At 69.8% G+C, this 25,057-nt stretch carries 21 protein-coding genes; 8 read left to right on the top strand and 13 right to left on the bottom strand.

The window, feature by feature from the left end; all coding sequences use genetic code 11:
• Positions 1-295: 295 nt before the first annotated feature.
• Positions 296-1,003 (top strand): class I SAM-dependent methyltransferase, encoded by a 708-nt coding sequence (locus MT994_RS16800; protein WP_354807175.1) that lies wholly within the window; start codon positions 296-298, stop codon positions 1,001-1,003.
• A 32-nt stretch (positions 1,004-1,035) separates the two neighbouring features.
• On the opposite strand, the gene MT994_RS16795 is transcribed toward MT994_RS16800, so the two are convergent.
• Positions 1,036-1,878 carry a hypothetical protein gene (locus MT994_RS16795; protein ID WP_354807173.1) on the bottom strand — a complete coding sequence of 281 codons (843 nt, stop codon included), beginning with the start codon at positions 1,876-1,878 and terminating at the stop codon, positions 1,036-1,038.
• A 154-nt stretch (positions 1,879-2,032) separates the two neighbouring features.
• A complete protein-coding gene (locus MT994_RS16790; RefSeq protein ID WP_143317308.1) occupies positions 2,033-2,869 on the bottom strand; it encodes a hypothetical protein in 837 nt (278 codons plus the stop codon).
• A 118-nt stretch (positions 2,870-2,987) separates the two neighbouring features.
• Here MT994_RS16790 and rfbA point away from each other — a divergent pair, with 118 nt between their 5' ends.
• Together rfbA and MT994_RS16780 are read left to right on the top strand one after the other, a co-directional pair.
• Positions 2,988-3,851 carry a glucose-1-phosphate thymidylyltransferase RfbA gene (gene rfbA, locus MT994_RS16785; RefSeq protein ID WP_086150803.1) on the top strand — a complete coding sequence of 288 codons (864 nt, stop codon included), beginning with the start codon at positions 2,988-2,990 and terminating at the stop codon, positions 3,849-3,851.
• A gap of 311 nt (positions 3,852-4,162) precedes the next feature.
• The gene (locus MT994_RS16780; protein ID WP_354807172.1) at positions 4,163-5,758 is read left to right on the top strand and encodes an N-acetylmuramoyl-L-alanine amidase; all 1,596 of its coding nucleotides are present in this window, start codon (positions 4,163-4,165) and stop codon (positions 5,756-5,758) included.
• Positions 5,759-5,767: 9 nt separating this feature from the next.
• On the opposite strand, the gene rfbD is transcribed toward MT994_RS16780, so the two are convergent.
• Positions 5,768-6,616 carry a dTDP-4-dehydrorhamnose reductase gene (gene rfbD / locus MT994_RS16775; RefSeq protein ID WP_086150805.1) on the bottom strand — a complete coding sequence of 283 codons (849 nt, stop codon included), beginning with the start codon at positions 6,614-6,616 and terminating at the stop codon, positions 5,768-5,770.
• A gap of 106 nt (positions 6,617-6,722) precedes the next feature.
• On the opposite strand from rfbD, the gene rfbC reads away from it, so the two are divergent.
• Entirely contained in the window at positions 6,723-7,340 is a 618-nt protein-coding gene (gene rfbC / locus MT994_RS16770; RefSeq protein WP_354807232.1) for a dTDP-4-dehydrorhamnose 3,5-epimerase, read from the top strand.
• Positions 7,341-7,371: 31 nt separating this feature from the next.
• Here rfbC and MT994_RS16765 read toward each other — a convergent pair whose 3' ends face one another.
• The 4 genes from MT994_RS16765 to MT994_RS16750 all read right to left on the bottom strand — a co-directional run bounded on the left by MT994_RS16765 (position 7,372) and on the right by MT994_RS16750 (position 12,245).
• Positions 7,372-9,243 carry a hypothetical protein gene (locus MT994_RS16765; protein ID WP_354807170.1) on the bottom strand — a complete coding sequence of 624 codons (1,872 nt, stop codon included), beginning with the start codon at positions 9,241-9,243 and terminating at the stop codon, positions 7,372-7,374.
• Positions 9,186-10,181: a dTDP-glucose 4,6-dehydratase gene (gene rfbB, locus MT994_RS16760; RefSeq protein WP_354807169.1), complete on the bottom strand. Its 996-nt coding sequence runs from the start codon at positions 10,179-10,181 to the stop codon at positions 9,186-9,188. The genes MT994_RS16765 and rfbB overlap by 58 nt, the downstream gene beginning before the upstream one ends.
• Before the next feature lie 106 nt (positions 10,182-10,287).
• Positions 10,288-11,241, bottom strand: coding sequence for an NAD-dependent epimerase/dehydratase family protein (locus MT994_RS16755; RefSeq protein WP_354807167.1), 954 nt, complete (start codon positions 11,239-11,241; stop codon positions 10,288-10,290).
• Entirely contained in the window at positions 11,238-12,245 is a 1,008-nt protein-coding gene (locus MT994_RS16750) for a glycosyltransferase (protein WP_354807166.1), read from the bottom strand. The genes MT994_RS16755 and MT994_RS16750 overlap by 4 nt, the downstream gene beginning before the upstream one ends.
• Positions 12,246-12,347: 102 nt before the next feature.
• Between MT994_RS16750 and MT994_RS16745 the strand changes: the two genes are divergently transcribed.
• From MT994_RS16745 to MT994_RS16730, 4 genes are read left to right on the top strand one after another with little or no spacing between them, the layout of a single operon-like run.
• Positions 12,348-12,878, top strand: a complete 531-nt coding sequence (locus MT994_RS16745) for a GtrA family protein (RefSeq protein ID WP_354807165.1) — start codon at positions 12,348-12,350, stop codon at positions 12,876-12,878.
• A complete protein-coding gene (locus MT994_RS16740; protein ID WP_354807163.1) occupies positions 12,875-13,714 on the top strand; it encodes a glycosyltransferase family A protein in 840 nt (279 codons plus the stop codon). Before MT994_RS16745 ends, MT994_RS16740 begins: the two co-directional genes overlap by 4 nt.
• 56 nt (positions 13,715-13,770) lie before the next feature.
• Positions 13,771-14,355, top strand: coding sequence for a hypothetical protein (locus MT994_RS16735; protein WP_354807162.1), 585 nt, complete (start codon positions 13,771-13,773; stop codon positions 14,353-14,355).
• Entirely contained in the window at positions 14,352-16,673 is a 2,322-nt protein-coding gene (locus MT994_RS16730; protein ID WP_354807161.1) for a hypothetical protein, read from the top strand. The genes MT994_RS16735 and MT994_RS16730 overlap by 4 nt, the downstream gene beginning before the upstream one ends.
• 6 nt (positions 16,674-16,679) lie before the next feature.
• On the opposite strand, the gene MT994_RS16725 is transcribed toward MT994_RS16730, so the two are convergent.
• The 6 genes from MT994_RS16725 to MT994_RS16700 all read right to left on the bottom strand — a co-directional run bounded on the left by MT994_RS16725 (position 16,680) and on the right by MT994_RS16700 (position 25,003).
• Complete coding sequence (locus tag MT994_RS16725; protein ID WP_354807160.1) at positions 16,680-18,911, bottom strand: hypothetical protein; 2,232 nt, start codon at positions 18,909-18,911, stop codon at positions 16,680-16,682.
• Positions 18,908-19,627, bottom strand: coding sequence for an ABC transporter ATP-binding protein (locus tag MT994_RS16720; protein ID WP_086150815.1), 720 nt, complete (start codon positions 19,625-19,627; stop codon positions 18,908-18,910). The genes MT994_RS16725 and MT994_RS16720 overlap by 4 nt, the downstream gene beginning before the upstream one ends.
• Entirely contained in the window at positions 19,627-20,478 is an 852-nt protein-coding gene (locus MT994_RS16715) for an ABC transporter permease (RefSeq protein ID WP_233140123.1), read from the bottom strand. Before MT994_RS16715 ends, MT994_RS16720 begins: the two co-directional genes overlap by 1 nt.
• 37 nt (positions 20,479-20,515) lie before the next feature.
• Complete coding sequence (locus MT994_RS16710; protein ID WP_354807158.1) at positions 20,516-22,501, bottom strand: glycosyltransferase; 1,986 nt, start codon at positions 22,499-22,501, stop codon at positions 20,516-20,518.
• Positions 22,498-23,685 carry a UDP-galactopyranose mutase gene (glf, locus tag MT994_RS16705; RefSeq protein WP_354807157.1) on the bottom strand — a complete coding sequence of 396 codons (1,188 nt, stop codon included), beginning with the start codon at positions 23,683-23,685 and terminating at the stop codon, positions 22,498-22,500. The genes MT994_RS16710 and glf overlap by 4 nt, the downstream gene beginning before the upstream one ends.
• 154 nt (positions 23,686-23,839) lie before the next feature.
• A complete protein-coding gene (locus tag MT994_RS16700; RefSeq protein ID WP_354807156.1) occupies positions 23,840-25,003 on the bottom strand; it encodes a polysaccharide pyruvyl transferase family protein in 1,164 nt (387 codons plus the stop codon).
• Between the last annotated feature and the right edge of the window lie 54 nt (positions 25,004-25,057).

Here is a 25,057-nt window from a genome sequence, read left to right as displayed (position 1 = left end):
TGGGGTCAGCAAGGTTCCCGGCGTCGGCGACGACGACGGCGGCGCCAAGGAGCCGTCGGGAACGACGGCCTCGGCAGGATCGGCGGAACCGTCCGGCACTGCATCGTCGTCGGGCTCGACGGCCGACGATGCAGGATCCGCGTGACCCGCGCCTTCCGTCGACCCCGTGACCGGTGGGTCGACCTCCCGCTGCGCGGCACCAGCTCCACCCGCTGGTACGGCCAGGGCGAGCGCCCCGACCACGACGACCGACAGAACCCGCCCCCGTGCGCGCACAGGACGACCCCACGCTTTCATGCATCCCCCCTCGACATGGCCCTCCGTTCGTCGGCACGGTAGTGTCGCGACACCGAGACGGGAGGAAGCCGTGGCTGCCGAGTCTGCCCCCGAAGGGTCCGCACAGCATCTCGAGACCACCTCGGCCGCCTACACCGAGCGGCTGCGAGCGCTCCAGGGCACGTGGTGGAAGCGGGCGCTCCACGTCCAGGCTCCGTACCGCTGGAATGTCCGGCGACACCTCGGTGACCGGCCGACGATCGACCTCGGCTGCGGCATCGGGCGCAATCTCGCGACGCTCGCACCAGGAAGCATGGGCGTTGACCACAACCCCACGTCCGTCGCTTTCTGCCGAGCGACCGGACGCGAGGCCTACGTCCCTGAGGACTTCTTTCGGCTCCCGGACGACGCTCGGCCACGCGACGGACTGCTCGCAGCGCACGTCCTCGAGCACCTGCCGCCGGGGAGCCAGACGGAGTTCCTCGGCCCGTACGTCGCCACGCTACGACCCGGAGCGACCGTGATGATCGTCTGCCCCCAGGAGCGAGGGTTCCGCAGTGACCCGAGCCACACGGACTTCGTCGACGGTCCACGCATCGTCGAGGTCCTCCGCGCCCTCGGCCTGGCGGTCGACGGCTGGGAGTCGTTCCCGTTCCCCCGCTGGGCCGGGAACCTCTTCGTCTACAACGAGTTCGTCGTCGTCGGACGGGTCGCCTCCCAGGCGTGACGGAACGGTCCCGAGGCCACCGGGACCTCGACTCATCTCCTGCAGGCCCAGGAAGCTGGGAGTGCGGGGGTGTACGACACCGCGGTCGGGCTCGGCCGTCCGGCCGCTGCCCACTCGCCGTAGGACAGGTGGAAGAACCCTGCCGGGCCGTCGTACCAGATCTCGTCGTCGTAGCCGTAGCCACGCGGCGGGCCCTGGATAAACCTGCTCGTGGAGGTCGCCGCCACGACCTGGGGCGTCGGTGATCCGGCGTCCCGCCACTCGGGGTAGCTCAGACGGCTGCCGCACGCGTCGTAGTGCTCGTTGCTGGTCGAGCGGTTCACCGGTCCGATCTTCGCCGGGAACTCCCAGAACAGGATCGGGCTCCATGCCAGCTTGTAGACGCCCGCCGGGCGATCGGTCGAGCTGGGCTTCGGGCGCCCGAGCGCAACCCACTCCGTATACGACAGCTTGTGGACGGGCGCCCCACCGAGAGGCTCCTCGAGGAAGATCTCGGACGGAGACGACGGCAGGGTGAACGTGCTGCACCGGAAGGTGGCGTCGGTGCAGACGCGGTAGTCCTTCTGCGGCGGAGGGCTGCCCGCCGAGCGCCACTGGTCATAGGTCAGCGCAGTCGCTTCGGCCCGCTGACCGCCGTCGGGCCAGTAGGTCAGGGCATAGACGGTGGAGCTCCAGGGCAGCGACGAGTATCGCGGCTCCCAGACGACGGGGCGGGGCGACCCGAGGGCGCGCCACGACGCGAGGTCGAGGTACGTCCGCGGAGACCGCGTCGACGGCCAGGACGCAGGGTCCCCCTGGACGACGTAGAGGTTGGCCTCGAACCGCGACTTGACGACGAAGGACTCGACGCGCGCGGTCGCCGGGAGCGACGGCACTGCGCACCCGATCAAGGCGAGTAGAACGGCGACGGCGACTGCCCGCAGACGGGCCGAGAGGCGACGGGCCGCCGGCCTCGGGACGGACGGCGACTCGCCGGTCCCGACGGGCCCGGGGGCGCGCCGATCTCGCACCTGAGTCGACCCGGCCATCTCAGCGCCCGCCCGGCGTGACGACGATGCCGCCACCCGACGGCGCCCCGAACGGCTTGCGCTCCGGGGTCGGCGAACCTGCCGCGGCCCACTGCGCGTAGGTGATGCGGAACAGCCCGGCCGGACCGTCGTAGTAGACGTCCGGGCTGCCGGCGAAGAGCAGGAACCGCTCGCGGACCGCCGACCGGACCACCTTCGGCGTCGGCGAGCCTTCCCGCCGCCACGCGTCGTACGTGAGCGAGCGCCCTGACCCGTAGACGTCGCTGGTGAAACCGATACGGCTGCCGATCTGGGACGGCTCGGTCATGAACACGCGGTCAGACCACGACAGGCGGTAGAAGCCCACGGGCTGGTCGATCGACACAGGCGGAGAGCCGAGCGTCGTCCACTCACGGAACGTCAGTTTGTGGACGCCACCAGAGCCCGGGACGTCGACGAAGAGCTCGGACGAGCTCGGGTAGCGGGTGATCCCGCAGCCCACCAGCGCGCAGAACGGTGCCGAGCGGTCCGGCGCCGGACGCCGGGCCGACACCCACTGGGCGTAGCTGAGCGGGACCGCGTCGGCCCACCGCTCGCCGGGCCAACCGGTGACGGCGTAGATCGTCGACGACCAGGAGAGAGCGGCATAGACGTCCGGCTCCACGACGGCGGGTGCAGGCCGCCCCACCGCGACCCACTCCGCATAGGTGACCGCCCGCCGCTCCCCGACCACGTCCCCCCACTCGTCGACCTGGACCTCGTAGATGGTCGGGTCGAACCGGGCCTTGACGAGAACGGCCTCGGTGTCCGCTACTGCGGCCGGCGGCGCGACGCCCAGCACCAGAAACCCCGCCAGCACCGTTGCCAGCACACTTGCACGACGCATCGCCGTCCCCATTCTCACGGAGCCGCCCGTGCGGCTGCCGGGAGCGTAGCGCACCTCCGACGCTCTCCCGCGACATGAGAGGATCGCCCCCATGCGCGGAATCATCCTTGCCGGAGGCTCCGGCACCCGACTGCACCCGATCACCCTGGGCGTGAGCAAGCAGCTCGTTCCCGTCTACGACAAGCCGATGATCTACTACCCGCTGTCCACGCTGATCCTGGCGGGCATCCGTGACGTCCTCGTCATCACGACCCCCCACGACGCCGAGCAGTTCCGCCGGCTCCTCGGCGACGGGTCGCAGTTCGGGGTCTCGATCTCGTACGCGGTGCAGGAGCAGCCCAACGGTCTCGCCCAGGCGTTCGTCCTCGGGGCGGACTTCATCGGTGACGACTCGGCCGCACTGGTCCTCGGCGACAACATCTTCTACGGACCCGGGCTCGGGTCACAGCTCACCCGGTTCGACGGGATCGACGGCGGAGCAGTCTTCGCGTACCGCGTGTCCGACCCGACCGCGTACGGCGTCGTCGAGTTCGACGAGCACGGGACGGCGCTCTCGCTCGAGGAGAAGCCACAGCATCCTCGGTCCAACTACGCGGTGCCTGGTCTGTACTTCTACGACAACGACGTCGTCGCGATCGCCAAGGACCTCGAGCCTTCCGCTCGCGGTGAGTACGAGATCACCGACGTGAACCGCGAGTACCTGCGCCAGGGGCGACTCCAGGTCGAGGTGCTGCCCCGTGGCACCGCCTGGTTGGACACCGGGACCTTCGACTCGCTTCTCGAGGCGTCCGACTTCGTCCGCACCATCGAGAACCGCCAGGGACTCAAGATCGGCTCCCCCGAGGAGGTGGCTTGGCGCCGGGGCTTCCTCACGGACGACGAGCTCCGCGCACGGGCCGAGCGACTGGTGAAGTCGGGCTACGGGAGCTACCTCCTGAGCCTCGTCGCCGACTGAGCCTCGTCGCCGACTGAGCCGACGGACCACGCGGGCAGGACTCCGAGCGAGAGAGACGAGCGGGACACGCCCTTCACACCCTGCGCCAACGAATGCCGCGGGCTACTGTGTCGGAGGCAGGCGCGTCTTCTCCGCCTCGCCCTGGTCGCTATTCGGGGGTACGCGTGATGAGGGAACACTGGCGGGTCACCGCTGTTGTCGGCTGCATCGGGATCGGTCTCTCGCTCCTGGTTGCGCCTCCCGCGGCGGCATCTGCCGCCCCGCTGGATGCGGCCACGAGCAGCGGGGCGGCGACCGAGGCGGTCGAGCCGGTGATCACCGAGTCCGACTTCACCGTAGCGACGCCCCCCGCGCCGCAGCTCCGTGCCGCAGCACCCGACGAGGGGCAGGTCCAGGCCGGTGACCTCTCCGCTGTGGCGGACGTGGACGGCTTCGCCACCGTGGGCGTGACCTGGGTCGGGCCGGCAGAGCCGGCTGGTGTCGACGTATCGGTCCGCGGGCAGCACGCGGACGGCTCCTGGGACGAATGGACCGCGCTCGAGATCGAGGTCGGCCCCGAGGGCGGTCCCGCGGGCACCGCTCCCCTCGTCGTCGGCGAGGTCCAGCGGGTCGAGGCACGCATGCGCGGAGCGGAGCCGGGCTCGATCGCGGACCTCCAGCTCGTGGTCGTCGACCCGGGCACCCGCGCCGCCGATGCGGGTCTGCCCGCCCCGGCGCCGGCCTCGTCGCCCTTCGGGCGAGGTGTCGGGACCCTCCCGGGAAGCGGCTCGCTCGAGCGCGCGGGCGGGATCGTGACAGGCTACCCAGGCTCGACCAGCCCTCCCCAGATGTACTCGCGCGCCCAGTGGGGAGCGGACGAGTCGCTGCGCGCGTGGGCACCCTCGCAGGGCGACTTCAAGGGTGCCGTGATCCACCACACCGCCGGGACCAACTCGTACGCGGAGGCGGACGTCCCGGCGATCCTCCGGGGGATCTACGCCTATCACGCCCAGACGCGGGGATGGGGCGATATCGGTTACAACTTCCTCGTCGACAAGTTCGGGCGCATCTGGGAAGGGCGTTCGGGCGGTTTCGAGATGGAGACCGCAGGAGCTCACGTGAGCGGGTACAACTCGGCCACGGTCGGGGTCTCGGTGCTCGGCAACTACCAGACTGCGACGGTCAGCAACGCGGCCGTCGATGCGATCGTCCGCCTCCTCGGGTGGAAGCTGTCGATCCACGGGATCGACGCCGCCGGCCGGACGGTGATCAACGGCAACAACCTGCCGACGATCTTCGGTCACCGCGACGTCGCGTCGACCACGTGCCCCGGCCAGTCGCTCTGGGTGCGCCAGGACGAGATCCGACGTCGCGTGAAGGCGGAGCAGTCGAAGTACGCCGGCCTGTGGGGGCAGGCGACGGGCAACTTCGTGATGTCGCCCTACCGCTCCGACGTCTACCTCGTGGTGGGGGGCACGAAGCACCACGTGAGCTCGTTCGGGATCCTGTCCTCCCTGTCCAACTACGGCCGCGTCTCCGACGCCGCGGACAGCTACCTGAACCACCTGACCACCGGAAAGCCGCTCGGCCGCTTCGTCCGAGACCCGGGAACCGGTGAGATCGCCTTCGTCGACGGCAACGTCAGGCGACGCGCCGCCAGCTGCGCCGACATCGCGCACTTCGGCTCGTCGTGCAACGCCGCCGTCGACGTCACCGGGGTCCAGTTCCGCTCGCTGAGTGCAGGCTCCGGCTTGAGCCGCGCCGTGCGCGCGTCGAACTCCGACCGCGTGTACTACATGGAGAACGGTCGCAAGCGATGGGTCACGTCGTGGGCCCGTCTCGTGAGCCTGTACGGGGGCCGCGCCCCTTCCATCACGGTCCTGTCGCCCACCGCGGTCTCGGCCTTCCCGAACGGCTCGAACATCTGAGGGTCTGCGTCAGCGCCCGAGCACGGACGGGGCCGCGACACGCCAGCGCTCGCGCCAGTCACCGATCGGCACCACCCCGGCAGCCAGGAGCGCGTCGTGGCCCAGCACGGAGTATGCCGGCCGCCGCGCCGGACGGACGAAAGCGTCGCTCGTGGTCGGGCGGACGGCGGACGCGTCGAGCCCCAGGTGCGTCGCCACCTCCACGCCGAGATCGTGCCACGAGCACAGTCCGCTCGACGTCCCGTGGAACGTCCCGCCCGGGACCTCGGCCTCCACGAGACGGATGACCAGCCGAGCGAGGTCGGCAGTCCACGTGGGCTGGCCGACCTGGTCCGTCACGACGTCGACAGACCCCCGCTCGCGGAGCAGTCGGCCGATGGTCCGGGGAAAGCTCGAACCGTGCGCACCATAGAGCCACGCGGTCCGCACGACGAGGTGATCGGTGCCGCCCGCACGTACTGCCCACTCACCCGCCGCCTTCGTCCGCCCATAGGCCGACACCGGGCGCACAGGCTCGGTCTCCAGGTACGGTGCGGCAGCCGCACCGTCGAAGACGTAGTCCGTCGAGATGTGCACGAGCCGCGCGCCGGAACGGGTCGCGGCCACGGCGAGATTGGCGGCTCCCAGGGCGTTGACCGCGAACGCGGCCGCCTCGTGCGCCTCTGCCCCGTCGACATCGGTCCACGCCGCACCGTTGAGGACGACGTCGACGCCCGCGACAGCATCGGCGCAGGCGCCCGGGTCCGTCACGTCGACCTCGTTCCTGCCGACCTCGACGACGTCGTGCCCGGACCTCCGGACGACCTCTGCCACGTCGGTGGCAAGCATCCCGCCGGCACCCGTGATCAACCACCGCATGGACGTTCCTTCGCTCGACGACAACCAGCGCGCCCGAGCCTAGCCGGTACCCTAGGCGTCTGTGCCCGACCGGGCGCGTGAGCCAGCAGAGACGGAGCGACGAGGCGTGCAGATCCGAGAACTCACCATCGAGGGCGCGTGGGAGCTCACCCCGGCTCAGTTTGGCGACGACCGTGGCGTCTTCCTCGAGTGGTTCAAGGACGAGGTCTTCCAAGAGTCGGTAGGGCACGCGTTCGACCTTCGCCAGGGCAACCTCTCGGTCTCTGCGGCCGGAGCCCTGCGGGGCGTCCACTTCGCTGACCTGCCTCCGAGCCAGGCGAAGTACGTCACGTGCGTGAAGGGCGCCGTGCTCGACGTCGTCGTCGACATCCGCGTCGGCTCGCCGACGTTCGGTGCGTGGGACTCGGTCCTCCTCGACGACGTCGACCGCAGGGCGGTCTACCTCTCAGAAGGACTCGGTCACGCCTTCTGCGCCCTGGAAGACGGTTCCACGGTGGCATACCTCTGCTCCGCGCCATACACACCGGGCCACGAGCACGGGATCGACCCGCTGGACTCGGAGATCGGCATCGCCTGGCCCACCACCGCTCGCGACGGCTCGCCTCTCGAGTTCACGCTCTCGGACAAGGACCGGGCGGCGCCGAGCCTGGCGGCGGCGCGCGAGTCCGGCCTGCTCCCTCGTTGGGAAGACGTGCTCGAGTTCCGTCGCTCGCTGCACGGCTGAGCGCGCGCCGTCGGACGAGCAGCGGTGACGGTCACTCCTGCGCGTCGAGCTCCCAGAGGACGTACGTCCGCCCGTCGGCCGTCTCCTGGGCGGTCTCTCGTGCCCCCTCTTCCGCGAGGTCCGTCGTCCAGGCTGCCTCGCACGAACGGTCGACGACCACACCGGTGATTCCGGCAGCAGTCGCCGCGTCGATGTCGAGGACACCCTCGGTTCGAGCAGCCAGCACTGAGCGGAACTCCTCCTCGCGCTCGGGCCATGCCAGGCCGAGGTTGTAGAAGGCGACGGGTCCGCCCCACACGATCTTCAGGGTGAGCGGATCGACGCACGGGTCGGCCAGCAGGATGCCGCCAGACGACGCCTCTGCGGTGCGCGCGAGCGCCGCAGACCGGTCGTCGTAGAAGTTGAGGGGCCGACGGTCCCCCACGTCGTCACGGAACGCGACGAAGTCCATCATGCTCACGCCGAGGGCCCCGACGGTGACCACGGCCGCGCCTCCGGCGAGCAGGCGTCCCCCTGCCGGACCTGAGCGGCGGGCATACCGGACAGCCGCGAGGACGCTCTCGACGACGAGAGGCGTGAGAGCGACGCACAGAAGCACCATCGTGTCGAGCCAGAACCGGTACGGCTCCTGGTTCGCGCCCCACCGGTCGTTGGTCGCGCCCATCGCCCAAGCGAGCAGCATGCCCACCGGGAGCGCCGCTCGCACGACGGACCCCCGCGCGACACCGAAACCTACGACGAGAGCGACGGCGACGAAAACCGCTGTGCCCGAGCGAATCCCGACCAGCGCCGGGACTCCGAGGTTGCTCGACGACCCCTCGCGGTAGACGAGGAACGGGTCCCCGGAAGCGACACCCAGCACGGTCTCGAGGAGCTGCGGCGCGGCTGCTGCTCCGGCGAGGACCCACGGGAGCAGGACCCGCCACCATCCAAAGCGGTGTGCGAGGAGGACCAGACCGGGGACCGTGGGGAAGACTCCGAGGGCCAGCGCGGCCAGAGGACTGGCGTCGCCGATGAACGGTCCCGCCAGCCACACCAGCGCGACTCCCACCGCGGAGACGGCTGCCCACACGACAGGCCTGCCCGACGCCGCCACACCGTAGGCCGCCGCAGCGTACGCGATCACGAATACCGTGGAGAGGAACGTGTAGGTCTGCATCTGACCAGTGACACCCACGAGCAGGGCCGCCACGAGGACGAGCACGAGTCGGGCGCGGGACGACGCGGGCCGACCGACCGCCACGAGCAGGAGGAGCAGGAGGGCGATCCCGGCCAGGCACAGCGCGGCCGACTCCCCGTTGTTGGTGAAGAGCACCCCGAACGGCCCCCAGAGGACCGCGTGGGAGTCGAGCGTCGTCTTCCAGTCGGCCTGGGTCAACGAAGCGAAGGTGCCAACGAGAAACGGAAGGGGCGCGAGGAATGAGGTCCACCAGTGCCGCGTGACGGCGACGGTGGTCATCCCGACCGCGATGACCAGCACGGCCTGCAACACCGAGCCCAGAACGGTCCACATCGCGACCGGGTCGAGGCCCGTGACGTCGGAGAGCCAGCCGAGGACGCGGTAGTAGAGGTCGGGATACGGGCTGTTTCCCGTTCTCGTGAACGGCTCGACGTCCGCACGCTCACCCAGCGACCAGTTCCGCGCGATCGCGAGGTAGGAGAGCTGGTCGTAGTAGTAGTAATCACGGAAGGAGCTGAGGTTCCAGTCCTTCTGGGTGACGAAGGCACCGAGATGGAGCACGAGGTGGAGGACGGCCGCAGCCACGGCCGCGAGGATCGCCGCCCACCACCGCACCGCTGCGCCGCCGTCTGCCGTCGCGGAGCCGGCGTCGAGGCGCGCGAGCCTCACTGCCCGACCGCTGCGTACTTCGCCTCGACAGCTTCCTTCGCGGGCCGCCACCACGCCTCGTTCTCCTGGTACCAGCGGACGGTGGCCTCGAGTCCGGTGCGGAAGTCGGTGTAACGGGGCTCCCAGCCGAGCTCGGAGCGGAGCTTCTCGGCGTCGATCGCGTACCGCAGGTCGTGCCCGGGGCGATCGGTGACGTGGTCGAAGTCGTCGACGGGTCGGCCGAAGATCTCGAGGAGGGTCTGCACGACCTCGAGGTTCGACTTCTCGCCGTCCGCGCCGATGAGGTACGTCTCGCCGGTGCGCCCCTTGTCGATGATCGCCCAGACGGCTGCGTTGTGGTCCTCGACATGGATCCAGTCGCGGACGTTGAGCCCCGCACCGTACAGGCGCGGACGAATCCCGTCGACGAGGTTGGTGATCTGGCGCGGGATGAACTTCTCGATGTGCTGGTACGGACCGTAGTTGTTCGAGCAGTTGGAGATCGTCGCCTCCACGCCGAACGAACGAGCCCACGCGCGCACGAGCAGGTCGCTGCCTGCCTTGGTCGAGGAGTAGGGGCTGGACGGGTTGTACGGCGTGGTGGGCGTGAACTTCCCCGGGTCGTCCAGCTCCAGGTCCCCGTAGACCTCGTCCGTCGAGATGTGGTGGAAGCGCGCGCCGTGGCGCCGCACAGCCTCCAGCAGCGTGAACGTCCCGACGACGTTCGTGTGGACGAACGGCGACGGGTCGTTGAGCGAGTTGTCGTTGTGCGACTCTGCCGCGAAGTGGACCACCAGGTCGGCTCCCGCGACGAGCCCGTCGACCAGGTCGGCGTCGGTGATGCTGCCCTCGACGAACGTGATGTCGTCGGCGACCGGCATCAGAGATCCACGGTCGCCTGCGTACGTCAGCGCGTCCAGGACTGTTACGTCGTGCTCCGGACGCTCGCGGACGGTCTGCTGGACGAAGTTGGCGCCGATGAAGCCGGCGCCACCGGTCACGAGGACCTTCATGGATCTCTCCTTGGCGTTGTGGGCGAGTCGCCTCGCGGGCACGGGTCACGGCCTGCGTGCGGCGACCAATCTAGCCGATCCCCCGCGTCGGACACCGTGCCCGTCCTCAGGACGGCCCGCGGCGGCGGAGCGCGCGCCCGATGTCCTCCCCCGTCGCGGCGATCCCGACCGGGAGGGGAGTCAACGCGCGAGCGTCCAGGTCCGGCCACACGAGGGAGCGGAACCGCAGGTCGCGCGCCTGCCTCGCACCGAGCGGGGATGCTGCCAGCACCGCCTGGGGCTTGCGCTTGTAGATGGTGCGGAGCTCTCCGATGATCGCGGCGATCGTGACCGAGCTCTGCGAGGCCAGGATCTTCGTGACCGGGCCACGGCCCGGGTCGTGGTCGACTGCACGGTCGAGGACGTCGAGAACGAGGTCGGCACAGTCGTCGACGTAGATGTAGTCGCGCAGCGTGTCGAGCGAGACGTAGATGCCGATCGGTCGGGCGAGGTGGTGCGCGAGGCACAGCTGGGAGATCAGGCCCTGCGGCTTGGCAAGGTTCTGACCGGGGCCGTAGAGGTTGGAGATGCGACCGAGGACGACACTCGCGCCGTGCTCGGAGAGCCCGGAGAAGATCGACTCCGCGACGAGCTTCGCGCGTCCGTACGGCGCGAGCGGCGCGGGAAGCGTCCGCTCCGTGAACGGGGCCTCGCCGGCACCTGCATAGACGCCCCCGGCGGAAGAGGCGAAGAAGAGTGTGCAACGCCGCAGCGCGTGCGGGTGCCGTCGGACGAGATCGTCGACGAACCCCTGCATGACGGCGTTCTCCGCACCGAGCGCATCATCGGTGGACGCCGTGACTCCGGCGCCTGCCGCCCAGACGAGGTTCCAGCGGCCGTCCCCACCATCGCGCAGCAGCTCGTCGACCGCGATCGATAGGTCGTGGACGGCGCTGGACGGCTCCGACCAGTCGACGGACGCCGGGACGGACGTGAGACCTCGCACCGCCGCCCTTCTGCGCACGGCGCTGCCGAGGAGCCCTCTCGCGCCGACGACCAGGGTCGGCGGGTCAGTCCTCACCGAGCGCGGCTTCCCCGCCCGAGCGGACCACGGGCAGGGTCGGACACGATGAGGTAGAGCGGCTTGCCCATCGCCATGTTGACAGCGACACCGATGTACTCGGCGATGACACCGAGAGCGAAAAGGATCGCGCCGGTGCCCAGCAGCATCACCACGATGAGCGATGTCCAGCCCTCGGGCACCGACCCACCCACCAGTCGCGTCACGGCGAGCGCCACTGCGACGACGATCCCCGCCACCCCGCAGAGAGCCCCGAGGACGCTCACGATGCGCAGGCCCCGTGTGCCGCTCGAGAGGACCATGCGCCAGAAGTGGGAGAGCAGCCGGCGCACGGAGTATCCCGACCGTCGGTCCCCCTCGTCCCTCAGGGTCACCGGCGCCGTCGTGACCTTGCCGCTGACCCAGCCGAGCGCGACGTCGAGGTAGACGTTCGGACCGGCGTACGCGGCGACCGAACGGCCGATCTCGCCGAGCACGAGGCGATAACTCTGGTAGAGCGAGGTGTCCGTCCCGCCTGCCAACGCCTCGATGACCTTCTTTGCACCCCGCGAGGTCGCGTTGCGGAACGCGCTGTGGGGCGGAGGGTTCGTGGGCAGCGCGTAGACGACGTCGGCCTGGTCGGTCAGTGCGGCGTCGAGCAGCCCACCCATCTCGGCCGGGTCGTGCTGGCCGTCCTCGTCCAGCGTGACGATCCAGTCGCCGCCCGACGATGCCATCCCCGCGAGCGTGGCGGCGTGCTGCCCGAAGTTCCGGCTGAGCCAGACCGGGCGGACGAAGTCGTGTCGCTCCGCGAGAACACGGATGGTCTCGGCCGAACGGTCGGGACCGTGGTCGTGTACCAGGAAGACCTCCGCGACGACCGCTTCCGCTCCGCCGGGCGTGACGAACGGCGACGTCAGCACCTCGAGCTCTTCCAGAAGGGCCGGAAGAGTGCGCTCGCCCTGGTACACCGGGACGACGACCGAGATGCGGTGCGGTGCTGCGGCGGTGCCTTCGTTCGTCACGCAGGAGACTATAGTCGTTGGGGCCCGGCCGACCGTCGGAGCGCCTTGCGCCCACGGATCACGCGCCACACCCGCCGAACCTGAGGAGAGGACCTGCGTCCGATGGTCATGGACCCGGAGCCGCCGACGACGGGCGACGCACACGCACCGCGGCCTCCGGCAGGGATGCAGGGCACCCTCGGCCCGCTGTTCAAGATCGTCAAGGACCAGCGCGTCGCGTTCCTTATCGTCGGTGGGTTCAACACCTTCCTGGGTACTGCCTGGTTCGTAGCCTTCGAGCTGCTGTTCCGTGGCCACCTCGGAGCCTACGGCTACATGGCCAGCCTCGTGTGCGCCCACGTGGCCGCAGTCCTCTGCGCCTTCGTGCTCTACCGCAAGTTCGTCTTCCGGGTGACGGGGCACGTCTGGCTCGACCTCGCACGGTTCGAGGTGGTCAACCTGGCCGCTCTCGCCGTCAACGTCGTGGCCCTGCCGTTCGTCGTCGAGCTCGTCGGGCTCTCGCCGATCCCGGCACAGCTGCTGATCACCTGCGTCACCGCGCTGATCAGCTACTTCGGGCACAAGGGCTTCTCTTTCCACCGCAAGCAACCTGCCTCTGAGCCGAACCCACGAGTCGAGGAGACCGAAGCGTGAGTCCCCGTGTGTCCGTCGTCGTTCCCGCGTACAACAACGGGGACTACATCGCCGAGACGATGCGTTCCGTCCTTGCCCAGACTTTTACGGACTTCGAGCTCGTGGTCGCCGACCACTCGTCCACGGACGACACCCGGGAACAGCTGGAGCCTTTTGCCTCCGACCCACGCGTCCGTCTCGTGACGACCGAGGCCGGCGGTGGCGCTCGGCGCAACTGGAACAGGGTGAGTGAGCTCGCCCAGGGCGCGCTCATCAAGCTGGTGTGCGGAGACGACCTCCTGCGGCCGACGATGCTCGCGGAGCAGGTGGCCGCGCTCGACGCGGCCGGCGAGCGCGCGGTCATGGTGACCTCGCAGAGAGACCTCGTGGACGCCCGCGGGGAGGTCTTCGTGAAGGCACGAGGGCTCGGCCGTCTCGACGGCGTCGTGCCCGGGACGAGAGCCCTCCGCGAGACGGTGCGGTCAGGCACGAACATCTTCGGCGAGCCCGCGTGCGTCATGATGCGCACTGCCGCGCTGCGTGACGCCGGCTGGTGGCAGGACCTTCGGTATTACATCGACGCCGGGTCGTACGCGCCGGTCATGGCGAAGGGCGACGTGGTCGCCATCCGACGTCCCCTCGCGGCATTCCGGGTGAGCGCGAGCCAGTGGTCCGTCCGGCTCATGCAGGCCCAGGCGAAGGAGGCTTCCGAGTTCCACCGTCTCGCCCAGCGGCTCGCCCCCGACGTCATCTCCGACGCGGACGTCCGGCGCGGCGACCGCATGGCGCAGGTGGTGGCCCTCCAGCGTCGGCTCGCGTACGCGGTCCTGGGTCGCCGCATGCGACCCCGCGACTGAGCCTCTGAGCGCGCTCCGCGCGCCGAATCCCGACCGGGCGGTTACGGTCGGAGGCGATGACCCGCCACCTCCGTTCCCGCACCGCGCTGACGCTTCTGGTCCTTGCCGCGTTCTGCGCCTCCTGCTCCGCACCTCCGACCCCTGCGGACACCACGTCCACTGGCCCGACCGAGAACGCGGCGGGTCGCCCCACGGCGTCCGGCAGGCCTACCTCGGCCGCCTCCGACCCGTCGACAGCTGGCGCTGACGCTGGCGCTGACGACGGGATCGACGCTCTCGACGTCGGCCCGTCGCCGACGTCACCGCCCGCCGATGAGCACGAGGCGGAGACGCCACCCACCGAGACGACGAACGTCGTGCCGACCGTCTCTTGGGCCGGGGTCGAGGACGGGGCCATCGTCGTCAACGCCTTCGCTCCGGTGGTGGAGTCAGGTGGAACGTGCACCCTCGAGCTCATCTCAGGAGAGAGACGGGTCGAGGTGCGCTCGCCTGCGGTGGCCGACGCCGAGGTCACCTGGTGCGACCCTCTCGTAGCACCGCTCACGGAGCTCGGTGTGGCGGGCGCTTGGTCGGTGCGCGTGTCGTACGCCTCCACGGCGAGCTCGGGCTCGTCTGCGGTGATGACGGTGGAAGTGCCGTGAGCACCCGGCGGACCCTGGCGGCGCGCTGGGCCGTTACGGCGGTCACCGTGCTCGGTCTGCTCGGGTCTTTCCTCGTCGCCCCGCCGCGCGCGGCGGCAGCAGTGGCGTCCGACTTCACCGCAGGGTCGCTGATCGCCGACTCGGTCTTCTATGACTTCGGCACCATGACCGAGGCGGAGATCCAAGCCTTCCTCGCACAGCGTGGACGCAACTGCGTCGCAGGTGAGATGCCGTGCCTCAAGGACTACCGCGAGAACACGCCCTCGAGGCCCCAGGAGAGCGGGCTGTGCTGGGGATACACCGGAGCGGCGGGCGAGTCCGCCGCCCGGATCATCCGCAAGGTCGCGACGGCCTGCGAGATCAACCCCCGTGTGCTGCTCGTCATGCTCGAGAAGGAGAACAGCCTCCTCACGCGCTCCCGCCCGACTGCGCGGTCGTACCAGGCTGCCATGGGCTTCGGCTGCCCCGACACCGCGCCCTGCAACACCGAGTACTACGGCTTCTCGAACCAGGTGTACCGCGCGGCACGCCAGTTTCTCGTGTACCGGCAGAACGCCACCCGCTACGGATACCAGGCGGGCCGCACGAACACCATTCGGTACAACCCGGACGCATCCTGCGGCAGCGCACCCGTGTACATCGAGAACCAGGCGACCGCCGCGCTCTACATCTACACGCCCTACCAGCCCAACGCCGCCGCGCTCGCCAACCTGTACGGGGTCGGCGACCGCTGCTCCGCCTACGGGAACCGCAACTTCTGGCGGCTGTTCACCGACTGGTTCGGTGATCCCCGGCTCGGCAGCGCCCTCGTCCGGACAGAGCAGGACCCGCAGGTGTTCCTCCTCGCCGACGGACGTCGACTCCCGGTGCCCGACCTCGCCGTCTACGGCGACTACGTTGACCGGCTGGGTCCTGTCGGCTACGTCTCGGCAGCGCTGCTCTCCAGGTACCCGCTGGGACCGACGCTCGGTCGCGTGGTGCGGGACACGTCCGACGGCTCGCTCTTCTGGATCGCGCGAGGCTCGAAGCACCACTTCCCGAGCTGTGACGTCGTCGTCCGCTGGTCGAACCGTGCCTGCGGGGACGCATACGTAGACCTCGATCCCTCGCAGGTCGCGGCGTTCCGGGACGGCCCCGCCGTCGCGGCGGCCGTCGGTACCTCCGGTGGACGTTCGTACTGGATCGAGGGGGGCCGCAAGCGAGAGATCCTCGACAGCGCGTCTCGCGCCGCGGCCGGGATCCCGGCCGACCAGACGACGGTCCCCGACACGACCCTCGCCGCACTCGCCCTGGGAGTGCCGGTGGTTCGGACGGACGTGGTGGTGACCGCAAGGGGTTCCTCGAGCACGTGGCTGGTCATGGGGTCGACCAAGCACGCCGTCGCGCCTGACGTCCGGACGGGCACCGGGCTGCGCACGCTACCGCAGGGAACCCTCGATGCCGCGAGCCTGGGCATCCTGTCGACCGGAGCGCCGATCGGACTGCTCGTGCAGGACACGGTGCGCGGCACGACCGCGCTCCTGACGAACGACGGGCTCGTTCCTGCCCCGGCGGGCTCTCCACCTGGTGTGCCCCTCTCTCCTGGCGTCTCGCGCGCCCTCCCCGCCCGGGCCGCGGTCACCGCGCCGTACTTCCTCAAGTCGCCGACGAACCCCGCGGTGTGGGCGGCTGACACCGTCGGCACAACGGTGCACCGTCGGCAGGTGGACTCCTGGCCGCTCCTGCAGGCTTACGCTGGCGCGAACCCCCGCGTGCTCACCATCGCCCCGAGCCTTCTGTCGTCGGTACCCCAGCGCACCGGGCCGTGGATCGCTCCGGGACGACTGGTGAAGTCGTCCACGGCACCGGCGATATACCTGGTGGACAGCATCGCGAGCGCCGTCCACGTGGAGTCGTTCGGCGACGTGGCCGCGCTCGGGCTTTCGCGCAGCTACACCACGGTCGACGCCGCCACGCTCAGGACGCACACCGCGACACCGAGCCCGCTGTCTCCCGTCGTCCGCTGCGGCACCTCAGCCTTGGTCGGCGTCGGCGGACGGATCTCGCCCCGCGCAGTCGCCGACCCCCCGGTCGTCCCCGTCTCTGCGCTCTCGCCGGGGACGTGCTCGCGCCTGCCCGCGGCGGGTCCGCGGACCACCGGGCCGCTCTTCGTCAAGGGTTCCGGTGCGACGGTGTACGTGAGCGAGGGCAACGTCGTCCGACCGGTGCGGTCGTGGAGCAGCGTTCTGCGCCTGAACGCCGGGCACGGCACGCCGCTGATCGTGACGCTCAACGACGCCGCGCTGGGGCGGCTCCCCCTGGGCCCGGCGATCCCGTGAAGACGGTCAGACGCCGGGGGCACCGGACCGGGACCGCGTGACGGTGCGACGACGGCGTGTCGCAACCGCCTCCACGGCCCCCCAGACGAGGATGCCCGCCCCCGCGACCCCGATGCTGACGAGACCGAGCGTCCACCCCGGAGGGGTGAACGAGACGGTCACCGTGGTGCCCGCTGCCGACTCGTCCAGCGCTGCCGTCAAGAGGTACCCGCGTACGGACGCCGCCTGGCGTGCACCGTCGAAGGTGTAGCCGGGCCAGTCGAGACGCGAGAAGACGACCTCGCCCCCACCCTGCGGCACCGCGTCGACGTGGAACCGGACGTCCCGCTCGTCGGTCTCGACGTCGCTCAGGGCGACGCCGGGTGAGGTCCAGGACACTCCTCCCGCAGTCGGCAGGGTCTCGTCACGGACCCACAGCCGGCTCGAGCTGTCCCCTGCCTGTTCCGTCCAGCCTTCGGGCGTCTCGGCAAACCGGTAGGGGTCCGCGCGACGGACGGAATCGACGTCGTCAGGGACGTCTTGGCGCGGGAGGACCTGGACGGCGCTGAGGGACAGCAGGTCCGCCACAGGCACACCGGTTTCCGGGTCGGTCTCGAACAGCGTCTCCGCCGTCTCCCAGCAGACCACACCGTGCGGGTCCACACAGAGGTCCTGGCTGTAGGCCTCGTGCGCGACGGGCGAGTAGACGTTGACGACGGAAGCGTCGTTGAGATACCAGGAGTTCGCGTACAGCGTGTCTTTCCACCAGTCGCCCTCGAAGCTCGGTCGACCGACGGTGATCGCGTCCCCCTCGACACCGCTGAGGGCCGAGGAGTACGACGCCCGGTCGGCCGGCAGACCGAAGTCGGGCAGCGGCGACCGCGGGAAGTAGTGGTGCTGCGCGAGACCGACTGCCGCCGTCACAACGAGGAAGGTCGCGACCAGAGGTGCAGTCCTCGTCCGTCGAAGAAGGAGGAGCGAGCCGACCACGCCGACCATAGCCAGGGTGGCGCCGAGGCCGATGACCTTCCACCAGTTCGGGCTCTCGAACCAGGCGAACGCCGCCCCCGCGACCACCAGCCCGGCCCCCGCCCAGACGCGTGCACGCGTCGGTCGTGCCGAGGCACGGCTGAGCAGGACCACCACGACGACCATGATCACGAGGACGAGGTATGGGAGCACCCGCGCGGGAAAGCGCAGGGGTCCCATGTCGCTCGGGCCGAAGGTGAGAACCGTGGCTGCGAGGCCAAGGACGCCGGCCGCGGCCATCTGACGGAGCACCGGCCAGGCCCGGCCTGGGACGACCAGCACGACAAGAGGCAGGATCCAGGCCACGTACATGAGCGGCGCGGCGACCGGAGGCGCCCAGAAACCAGACATCCAGGGCAGGGCCAGCGGCGTCCCACCGGTGGCGAGTCCCGAGAGGTCGGGCGACATGAAGTTGGTGTTGAGGATCTCGTCGTCGCTGCGCGCAGTGACCGGCGCGGTCAGCACACCAGGCAGATAGACCGCGACGGCCACGAGACCGAGCGCCACTCCCACCGCGAGCACGCGAGCTGTCTGGGCCCACAGTCGGGCAAGACTCCCCTCGAGCAGCACACCGGCGATGACGAAGCAGAGCATCAGCGTCCCGTGCACATAGCCGACCGTCACGAGGAGGTACCCGGCGACGAACGGGACGAGCGGGTTGCCGCCGTGGAGCAGCGTACGTCGCAGGCCCCACCACACCCAGGGCAGAAGCGCCCACACGAAGAGAGACGTGACCCAGGAGGCCGCGTCGATGTACGTCGTGAAGCCGGCCAGCGGCGTGAGCAGGGCGGCAGCCGCCGCCCACGGCGCCCGGGCTCCGTACGAGCGCGCGACGAGATAGATGCCACCGGCGGCGACGGCGAGAGTCACGAGCTTCACGACGGTGCTCACGACCACCGCATCCGTCGCGCCGCTCGCCACCCACCCGATGAGCCAGACCAGCGGGTTGAACAGGCCCCACTGGCCCTCCGCGACGTAGTTCCCCGCCATCCACCGGGAGGGCTCGAAGAAGGGGAACGTCCCCTCCCGGAGGTCTCGTCCGATCGTGACCCAGATCCCGTAGGCACCGGCCTGCGTGTCGTCGGCGAAGTAGAACCGGGGATTGAAGAGGAGTGGGATGCACGCGGCCGCCAGGACCGCGCCGACCGCGCCGAGTCCCCACCACGGACTCGCGCGCTCGAGCTCCGGCTCGTCGTTCCGGACCGCGGCTGCCTCGGCGACCTCGTTCATCCCCGCATCGACTCCACGATCTTGCCCGCGTCGTCGTCCATGGTCATGACCCCCTTCTCCAGCAGGATCCCGCGCTCGCACAGCCGTGCCACCATGTCGAGGTCGTGGCTGACGATGACGAGGGTCCGGCCTTCTGCCTTGAGCTGCTTGATGCGTGCGAGGCACTTCTTCTGGAAGGGTTCGTCCCCCACGGCAAGGATCTCGTCGACGAGGAAGACCTCCGGGTCGGAGTGCACGGCGACGGAGAACGCGAGCCGGAGGAACATGCCCGACGAGTAGAACTTCACCTCGGTGTCGATGAAGCGTTCGATCTCGCTGAAAGCGACGATCTCGTCGAACGCCTCGTCGATCTGCGCCTCCGACATACCGAGGATCGCGCCGTTGAGGTACACGTTCTCCCGACCCGTGAGATCGGGGTGGAATCCCGCTCCGACCTCGATGAGCCCTGCGACGCGTCCCCGTGTCCGCACGGTGCCGGAGTCGGGCCGAAGGACTCCTGAGATCAGCTTGAGCAGGGTCGACTTCCCGGACCCGTTGAAGCCCAGGAGAGCGACCGCCTCGCCCTCCGTGACCTGAAACGAGACGTCGTCCAGCGCGAGGAACGTATCGGACAGGTCCTTCTTGCGCACCATCGCGACCGCCAGCTCCTTGAGCGAACGGTTGTGGCGAAGCGTGAACCGCTTTGAGATGCCCGCGACATCGATGTACGTCGTCATCACAGCTCCTGAGCGAAGCGCCCCTCGAGGCGCCGGAAGACGGTCTGACCGATCAGGAGCACCAGGACCGAGATCCCGAGCGCACCGGCTCCGAAGGCCCAGAGATGGTCCGGCACGGGCGGGAACCCGTCCGGCATCGTCTCGGGACGTCCCGTCGCCCCGTACCAGAAGGCGTAGTGGAACAGCTCGACGGCGGACGTCAACGGGTTGAGCTGATACACGACGAACAACCAGTCGGGGACCGCCTGCTGCACGCGCCCCCACGTGTAGAGGACCGGAGAGGCCCACGTCGCCACCATGACGATGAGGTCGACAAAGTTCTCCGCATCCCGGAAGTACACGTTGGCTGCTCCGAAGAGGAGACCCAGCCCGAGAGCCAGGATCGCCACGATCACGAACCCGAGGACACCCGCCAGCAGCTCGGTGGGCTGAGGGCGCCACCCGCCCACGACCGCCGCCACGAGGAGGACCACGAGCTGTGGGAAGAAGTGCACCGCGGAGACGTACAGCGACGCGACGGGGAACAGCTCACGCGGAAGATAGATCTTGTTGATGAGAGGCGCGTTCCACACGATCGAGCGCGTCGCGTTGGAGAATCCCTCACCGAAGAAGTTCATGACGACGATGCCCGAGAACAGGTACACCGCGTAGTCGGGGATCGAGTCCCGGAGCTGGAGGAAGACGCCGAGCGCGACGAAGTAGACGATGAACTGGATCGCGGGCTTGACGTACGACCACGCCATCCCGAGCGCCGAGCCGCGGTAGCGGACCCGGAGCTCCTTCCGGACGATGAGCCGGAGCAGGAAGCGCCGGTCGAGCACGTCGAGGAGACCCCGACTCCGACCGGGCACCGTCAGCGCACCGAGTTCCCTCCCGGCCCGTGCCGCGTCAGCGCCCCTCAACCGAGTTCCGATCGAACGTCTTCTCCCACGCCGCAGCAGACGTGAAGGCGGGAGCCTCAGCACGATAGAGCTCGCGCAGCTCGGGCCACCGCGCGAGGAGCTGACGGTGGAGGTCTGCGCTCCGCGCGAGGTAGGTGCGGAACGACTCCGGGTCTCGCTGGTACCAGGAGGCGCCGGTACCGTCCGCAGACGTCACGACCGCAGAGTCGAGGTGCGAGAGTCGCCACCATCGTGCGTCCATGGCAGGGACGGACGCCTCGGGGCGGTCGACGGCCTCGGGCTTCACCGGGCGCAGCTGTCGCGCCGCGCCCGTCAGCGCTGAGAGGAGGCCGCGTGCGACACCCCTCGGCACCTCGGGCTCGCGGCCCCGGCGGGGCGGACGGACCGGCTTGGGCTCGGGGAAGGCCGCGGGGTCCTTGCTCACGACAGCGTCCGGGTGCTCGCTGCGGATGCGCCGGATCTCGGGGAGCTTGCTACCGATCGTCGCGTGGAGGTGCTCCGGTCCGCTGAGGAGGTCCTCGAGCGCGCGAAGCCGCAGGTCGACGGCGGAGTACTGCAACGACAGCAGGTGCTTGACGTCGACCTGGAAGCTCTCGCGAGGTAGTGAGCCACCACGCTCGTAGGGAGAGTACAGCAGCGCTGCGAGCCATCGGTTGCGCTGGTGGTAGTAGGCCTGCCAGTCGATGGTGTCGTCCTTGTCCGTCCACGGCACGTGCCAGACGGCGGCGCCGGGCAAGGAGACCGTTGGGTAGCCCGCCTCGCGTGCGCGCAGCCCGAACTCGGAGTCGTCCCACTTGATGAAGACCGGCAGGGAGAGCCCGATCTCGCGCACCACGCTCGTGGGGATGAGGCACATCCACCACCCGTTGAAGTCCACGTCGACGCGGCGGTGGAGCCACGCCGTCGAGCGCAGCGAGTAGTTCGCGAAGCTGTGCGCCTCGTCGGTCCCGCTGACAGGTCCCCAGAAGAACCGGAACGGGTTGACCTTCTCACCGTAGGTGTGGAGCACCGACTTCTCGTAGATCGAGAACATGTGGCCACCGACGAGCGTGGGCTTGCGCGCGAAGTCGGCGAACGCGATCGCTCGGGCGATGCCCTCCGGCTCCGAGACGATGTCGTCGTCGAGCAGCAGGACGTACGTGCTCTCGTTCGCCTGGAGGGTCTCGTACATCCCCCGGGCGAACCCGCCAGAACCGCCGAGGTTCCCCTGACGCACCACCCGGAGCCGCTCCCCGAGGACCTCGGCCGCCGAGTCGAAGCCGTCCTGCTCCTCGACGAGCTGCGTGCCCTGGTCGACGACGTAGATCCGGTCGACGAGCTCGGCGAGCACCGGGTCAGCCCCGAGGCGCTCGAGCTGTGCGACGCAGTAGTCGGGGCGGTTGAACGTCGTGATCCCGATCGACGCGGTGCCCTGGCTGACCGACTCCGGCTGCTCGACGCTCCAGTCGGCCGAGACGAGCCTCACGTCGCCGGACTTGGCGAAGAGGTCGAACCAGTACCAGCCGCCATCGCCGAACGGCGCCAGGGTGAGGTCGAAGGTCGAGGTCCCGGTTTCGGCATCGAGGAGATCGACCCTCTGCTGGATGCCGCGGGCGTTCGACTTGTACACCGTGACGGTCGCCGGCGCGTCGAGGGTGACCGACAGTCGCACGGACGTGGCGACGGTCCACCGGCGCCAGTACGAGGCGGGAAACGCGTTGAAGTACGTGCCGAACGAGACCGACGACCCCTCGGCGAGGAACGCGCTGTGCCGCCCGGCCATGATGCTCGGGTCGAGCTCGCGCCGAGGCACGAACGGCCTCTCCGCCGCATCGTCGCCGTCGTAGACCTGACCGTGCGCCGGGTCGAAGTCCACGTACAGGGGCAGGACGTCCAGGTCGTCCTCGACGGGCATCACCACACGGTGCACGACGCGCCAGGTGCTGTCGTCCGTCGCGATCTCCCGGCCGAAGCTCTCGACAAGCGTGCTCATGCGTCCACTCCCCCGCTCTCGATGCCCGCTCCCTTGCCGAAGTGCGGGGCGAGCTTGTTGTCCACCATCGACAGCGCGGCGCCGATGGCCATGTGCATGTCGAGGTACTTGTAGGTACCGAGCCGACCGCCGAAGAGGACGTCCTTCTCCCCCGCGGCCAGGTCACGGTACGCCAGCAGCCGCGCCCGGTCGGCGGCGGTGTTCACGGGGTAGTACGGCTCGTCGGCCTTCTCCGCGAAGCGGGAGAACTCCCGCATGATCACGGTCTTGTCCGTCGGGTAGTCCCGCTCGGGGTGGAAGTGCCGGAACTCGTGGATGCGCGTGTACGGGACGTCGGCGTCCGCGTAGTTCATCACGGGGGTGCCCTGGAAGTCGCCGACCGGGAGCACCTCCTCCTCGAAGTCGAGCGTGCGCCACGAGAGGTCGCCCTCGGCGTAGTCGAAGTAGCGGTCGACGGGACCCGTGTAGACCACCGGCACGTTGCCGACCACGTTGCCCTTGCTCACGGGCTGCGCGTCGTCGAAGAAGTCGACGCCGAGCCGGACCTCGATGTTCTTGTGGTCGGCCATGCGCTCGATCCACGCCGTGTAGCCGTCGACCGGGAGCCCCTCGTGCGTGTCGTTGAAGTAGCGGTTGTCGTACGTGTAGCGCACCGGGAGCCGCGAGATGATCGACGCCGGGAGTTCGCGCGGGTCCGTCTGCCACTGCTTCGCGGTGTACTCGCGGATGAACGCCTCGTAGAGGGGGCGGCCGATGAGGGAGACCCCCTGCTCGTCGAGGTTCTCGGGCTTCTTGTCCCCGAGCTCGGCCGAGAGCTCCTTGACCAGCGCGCGGGCGGCGTCCGGACCGTGCGCCGAGCGGAAGAACTGGTTGATCGTGCCGAGGTTGATCGGCATCGGGAAGACCTCGCCCTTGTGCGTGGTGTACACGCGGTGGACGTAGCTCGTGAACGCCGTGAAGCGGTTCACGTACTCCCAGACCCGCTCGTTGGAGGTGTGGAAGAGGTGCGCCCCGTAGCGGTGCACCTCGATCCCCGTCTGCTGCTCCGCCTCGCTGTAGGCGTTGCCCCCGATGTGGTTCCTCCGGTCGATGACGAGAACCTTGCGGCCGTACTCCTCCGCGATGCGCTCGGCGACGGTCAGGCCGAAGAAGCCCGATCCCACGACGACAAGATCCGCGTCCACACACACTCCTCAGTCGGTTTTGCAGCCGCCCAAGCGTAACGCGCACCTCGGCACCGCCAGCCCACCGTGCCCTGCGCGGGCAATTCCCCACAGGACGTTCACACGGGCCGGGCGAGGACCCGGGTCCCAGGGCGCGTGTGCCGCGACGGCGCTCTCAGCTCGCGCGGTAGAGCCGACGCGCCGTCTCGAAGAGGTTCTTGGAGTACGACTCGGCACGGGCGGGCAGGTCGCCGGGACCCCCGGCCGACGTCTCCGCGTCCCTGAGAGACGCGACCCGCCAGCCCGAGCCGAGAGCGGTGACGGCGGCGTGCTTGATCCCGTAGTAGTCGTCGCTCAGGCTGAGGGCGATCCCTTCGGCCCCGGCCGCGGCCGCGAGCAGGTGGGGGTGGTACCGGGACGAGACCCACCTCTGCCCGCTACGCGCCGGCAAGCCCTCCGCGAGGATCTCCCACGGCGGGTAGAAGCGCGCGTGCGGGATCTCGTCACGCAGGGCGTCGTAGATCCGGCGGTCTCCGCGCGGGATGCACTCCACGAAGCCGACCGTCCTCGATGCCGCTCCCCAGCTCTGGAGGACCCTCCGGACGTAGTCGGTGACACGGTCGGGGTCGCCGTCGTACATGTCGGACTGGACGCACACCATGAGGTCCGGGGACCGCCGCGCCCTCGACTCGTAGGCGGCGGCGAGCCCTCCGAGGAACACGTCGTCAGGAGCCGCTTGCGTCGGCCGGCCGACCTCGCTCAGAAGCTCGGCGGAAGCGGCGTCGCGGACGGTGAGGACGTCGAACCGCGGCGCCGCCTCGCGCCACACGTCGAGGGCGTCGTCCGTGCACGGGAGCAGCCCGAGCCCGGTCGCCCCCACCCGCGCCCGGGTGTTCTCGGCCATCCACCCGGCGGCCGCCACGAGACCCAGGTGGCGGGGCCAGATGGTGTTGACGTAGCCCCCACCCACGACGTGGAAGACGTCGACGGTCCGCAGGAGCTCGATGCCGGGGATCCATCGCGGCGCCTCGCCCGGCTCAGAGAGCGCGCGTCGGACGAACTCCGCGACGTCCCTCGGCTTGTCCGACGGCGCCTCCCAGCACAGTCGGTACAGCGTGTCGGTCGCGCGGAGCCGGGGGTGCTCGCCGGCGAAGAGGGCCGCGCTCGGCCCCGGCGCGGGAGTGTCGATCCACACGTCGGCGTCCGGCTCGGTCCGCGCCAGCAGCCGCAGCCACCGCCGCACGATGATCTCGTCGCCGTAGTTGGGGTGGCCGGCGGTCGTCACCAGGTAGATGACCCGACGTCCTCGCGACGCGCCGAGACCGAGCTTCTTCGTCATCGAAGTGATGTCCTCCTGAGCTTGTGCTGGCCCGAGTGTAGGGCAGCCGCGCGC

This window comes from Cellulosimicrobium sp. MI9406 (assembly GCF_040595865.1).
Taxonomy (GTDB): domain Bacteria; phylum Actinomycetota; class Actinomycetes; order Actinomycetales; family Cellulomonadaceae; genus Cellulosimicrobium; species Cellulosimicrobium funkei.
The sequence above is the reverse complement of the archived record's forward strand: the minus strand, read 5'-3'. Positions and strand labels throughout refer to the sequence as shown.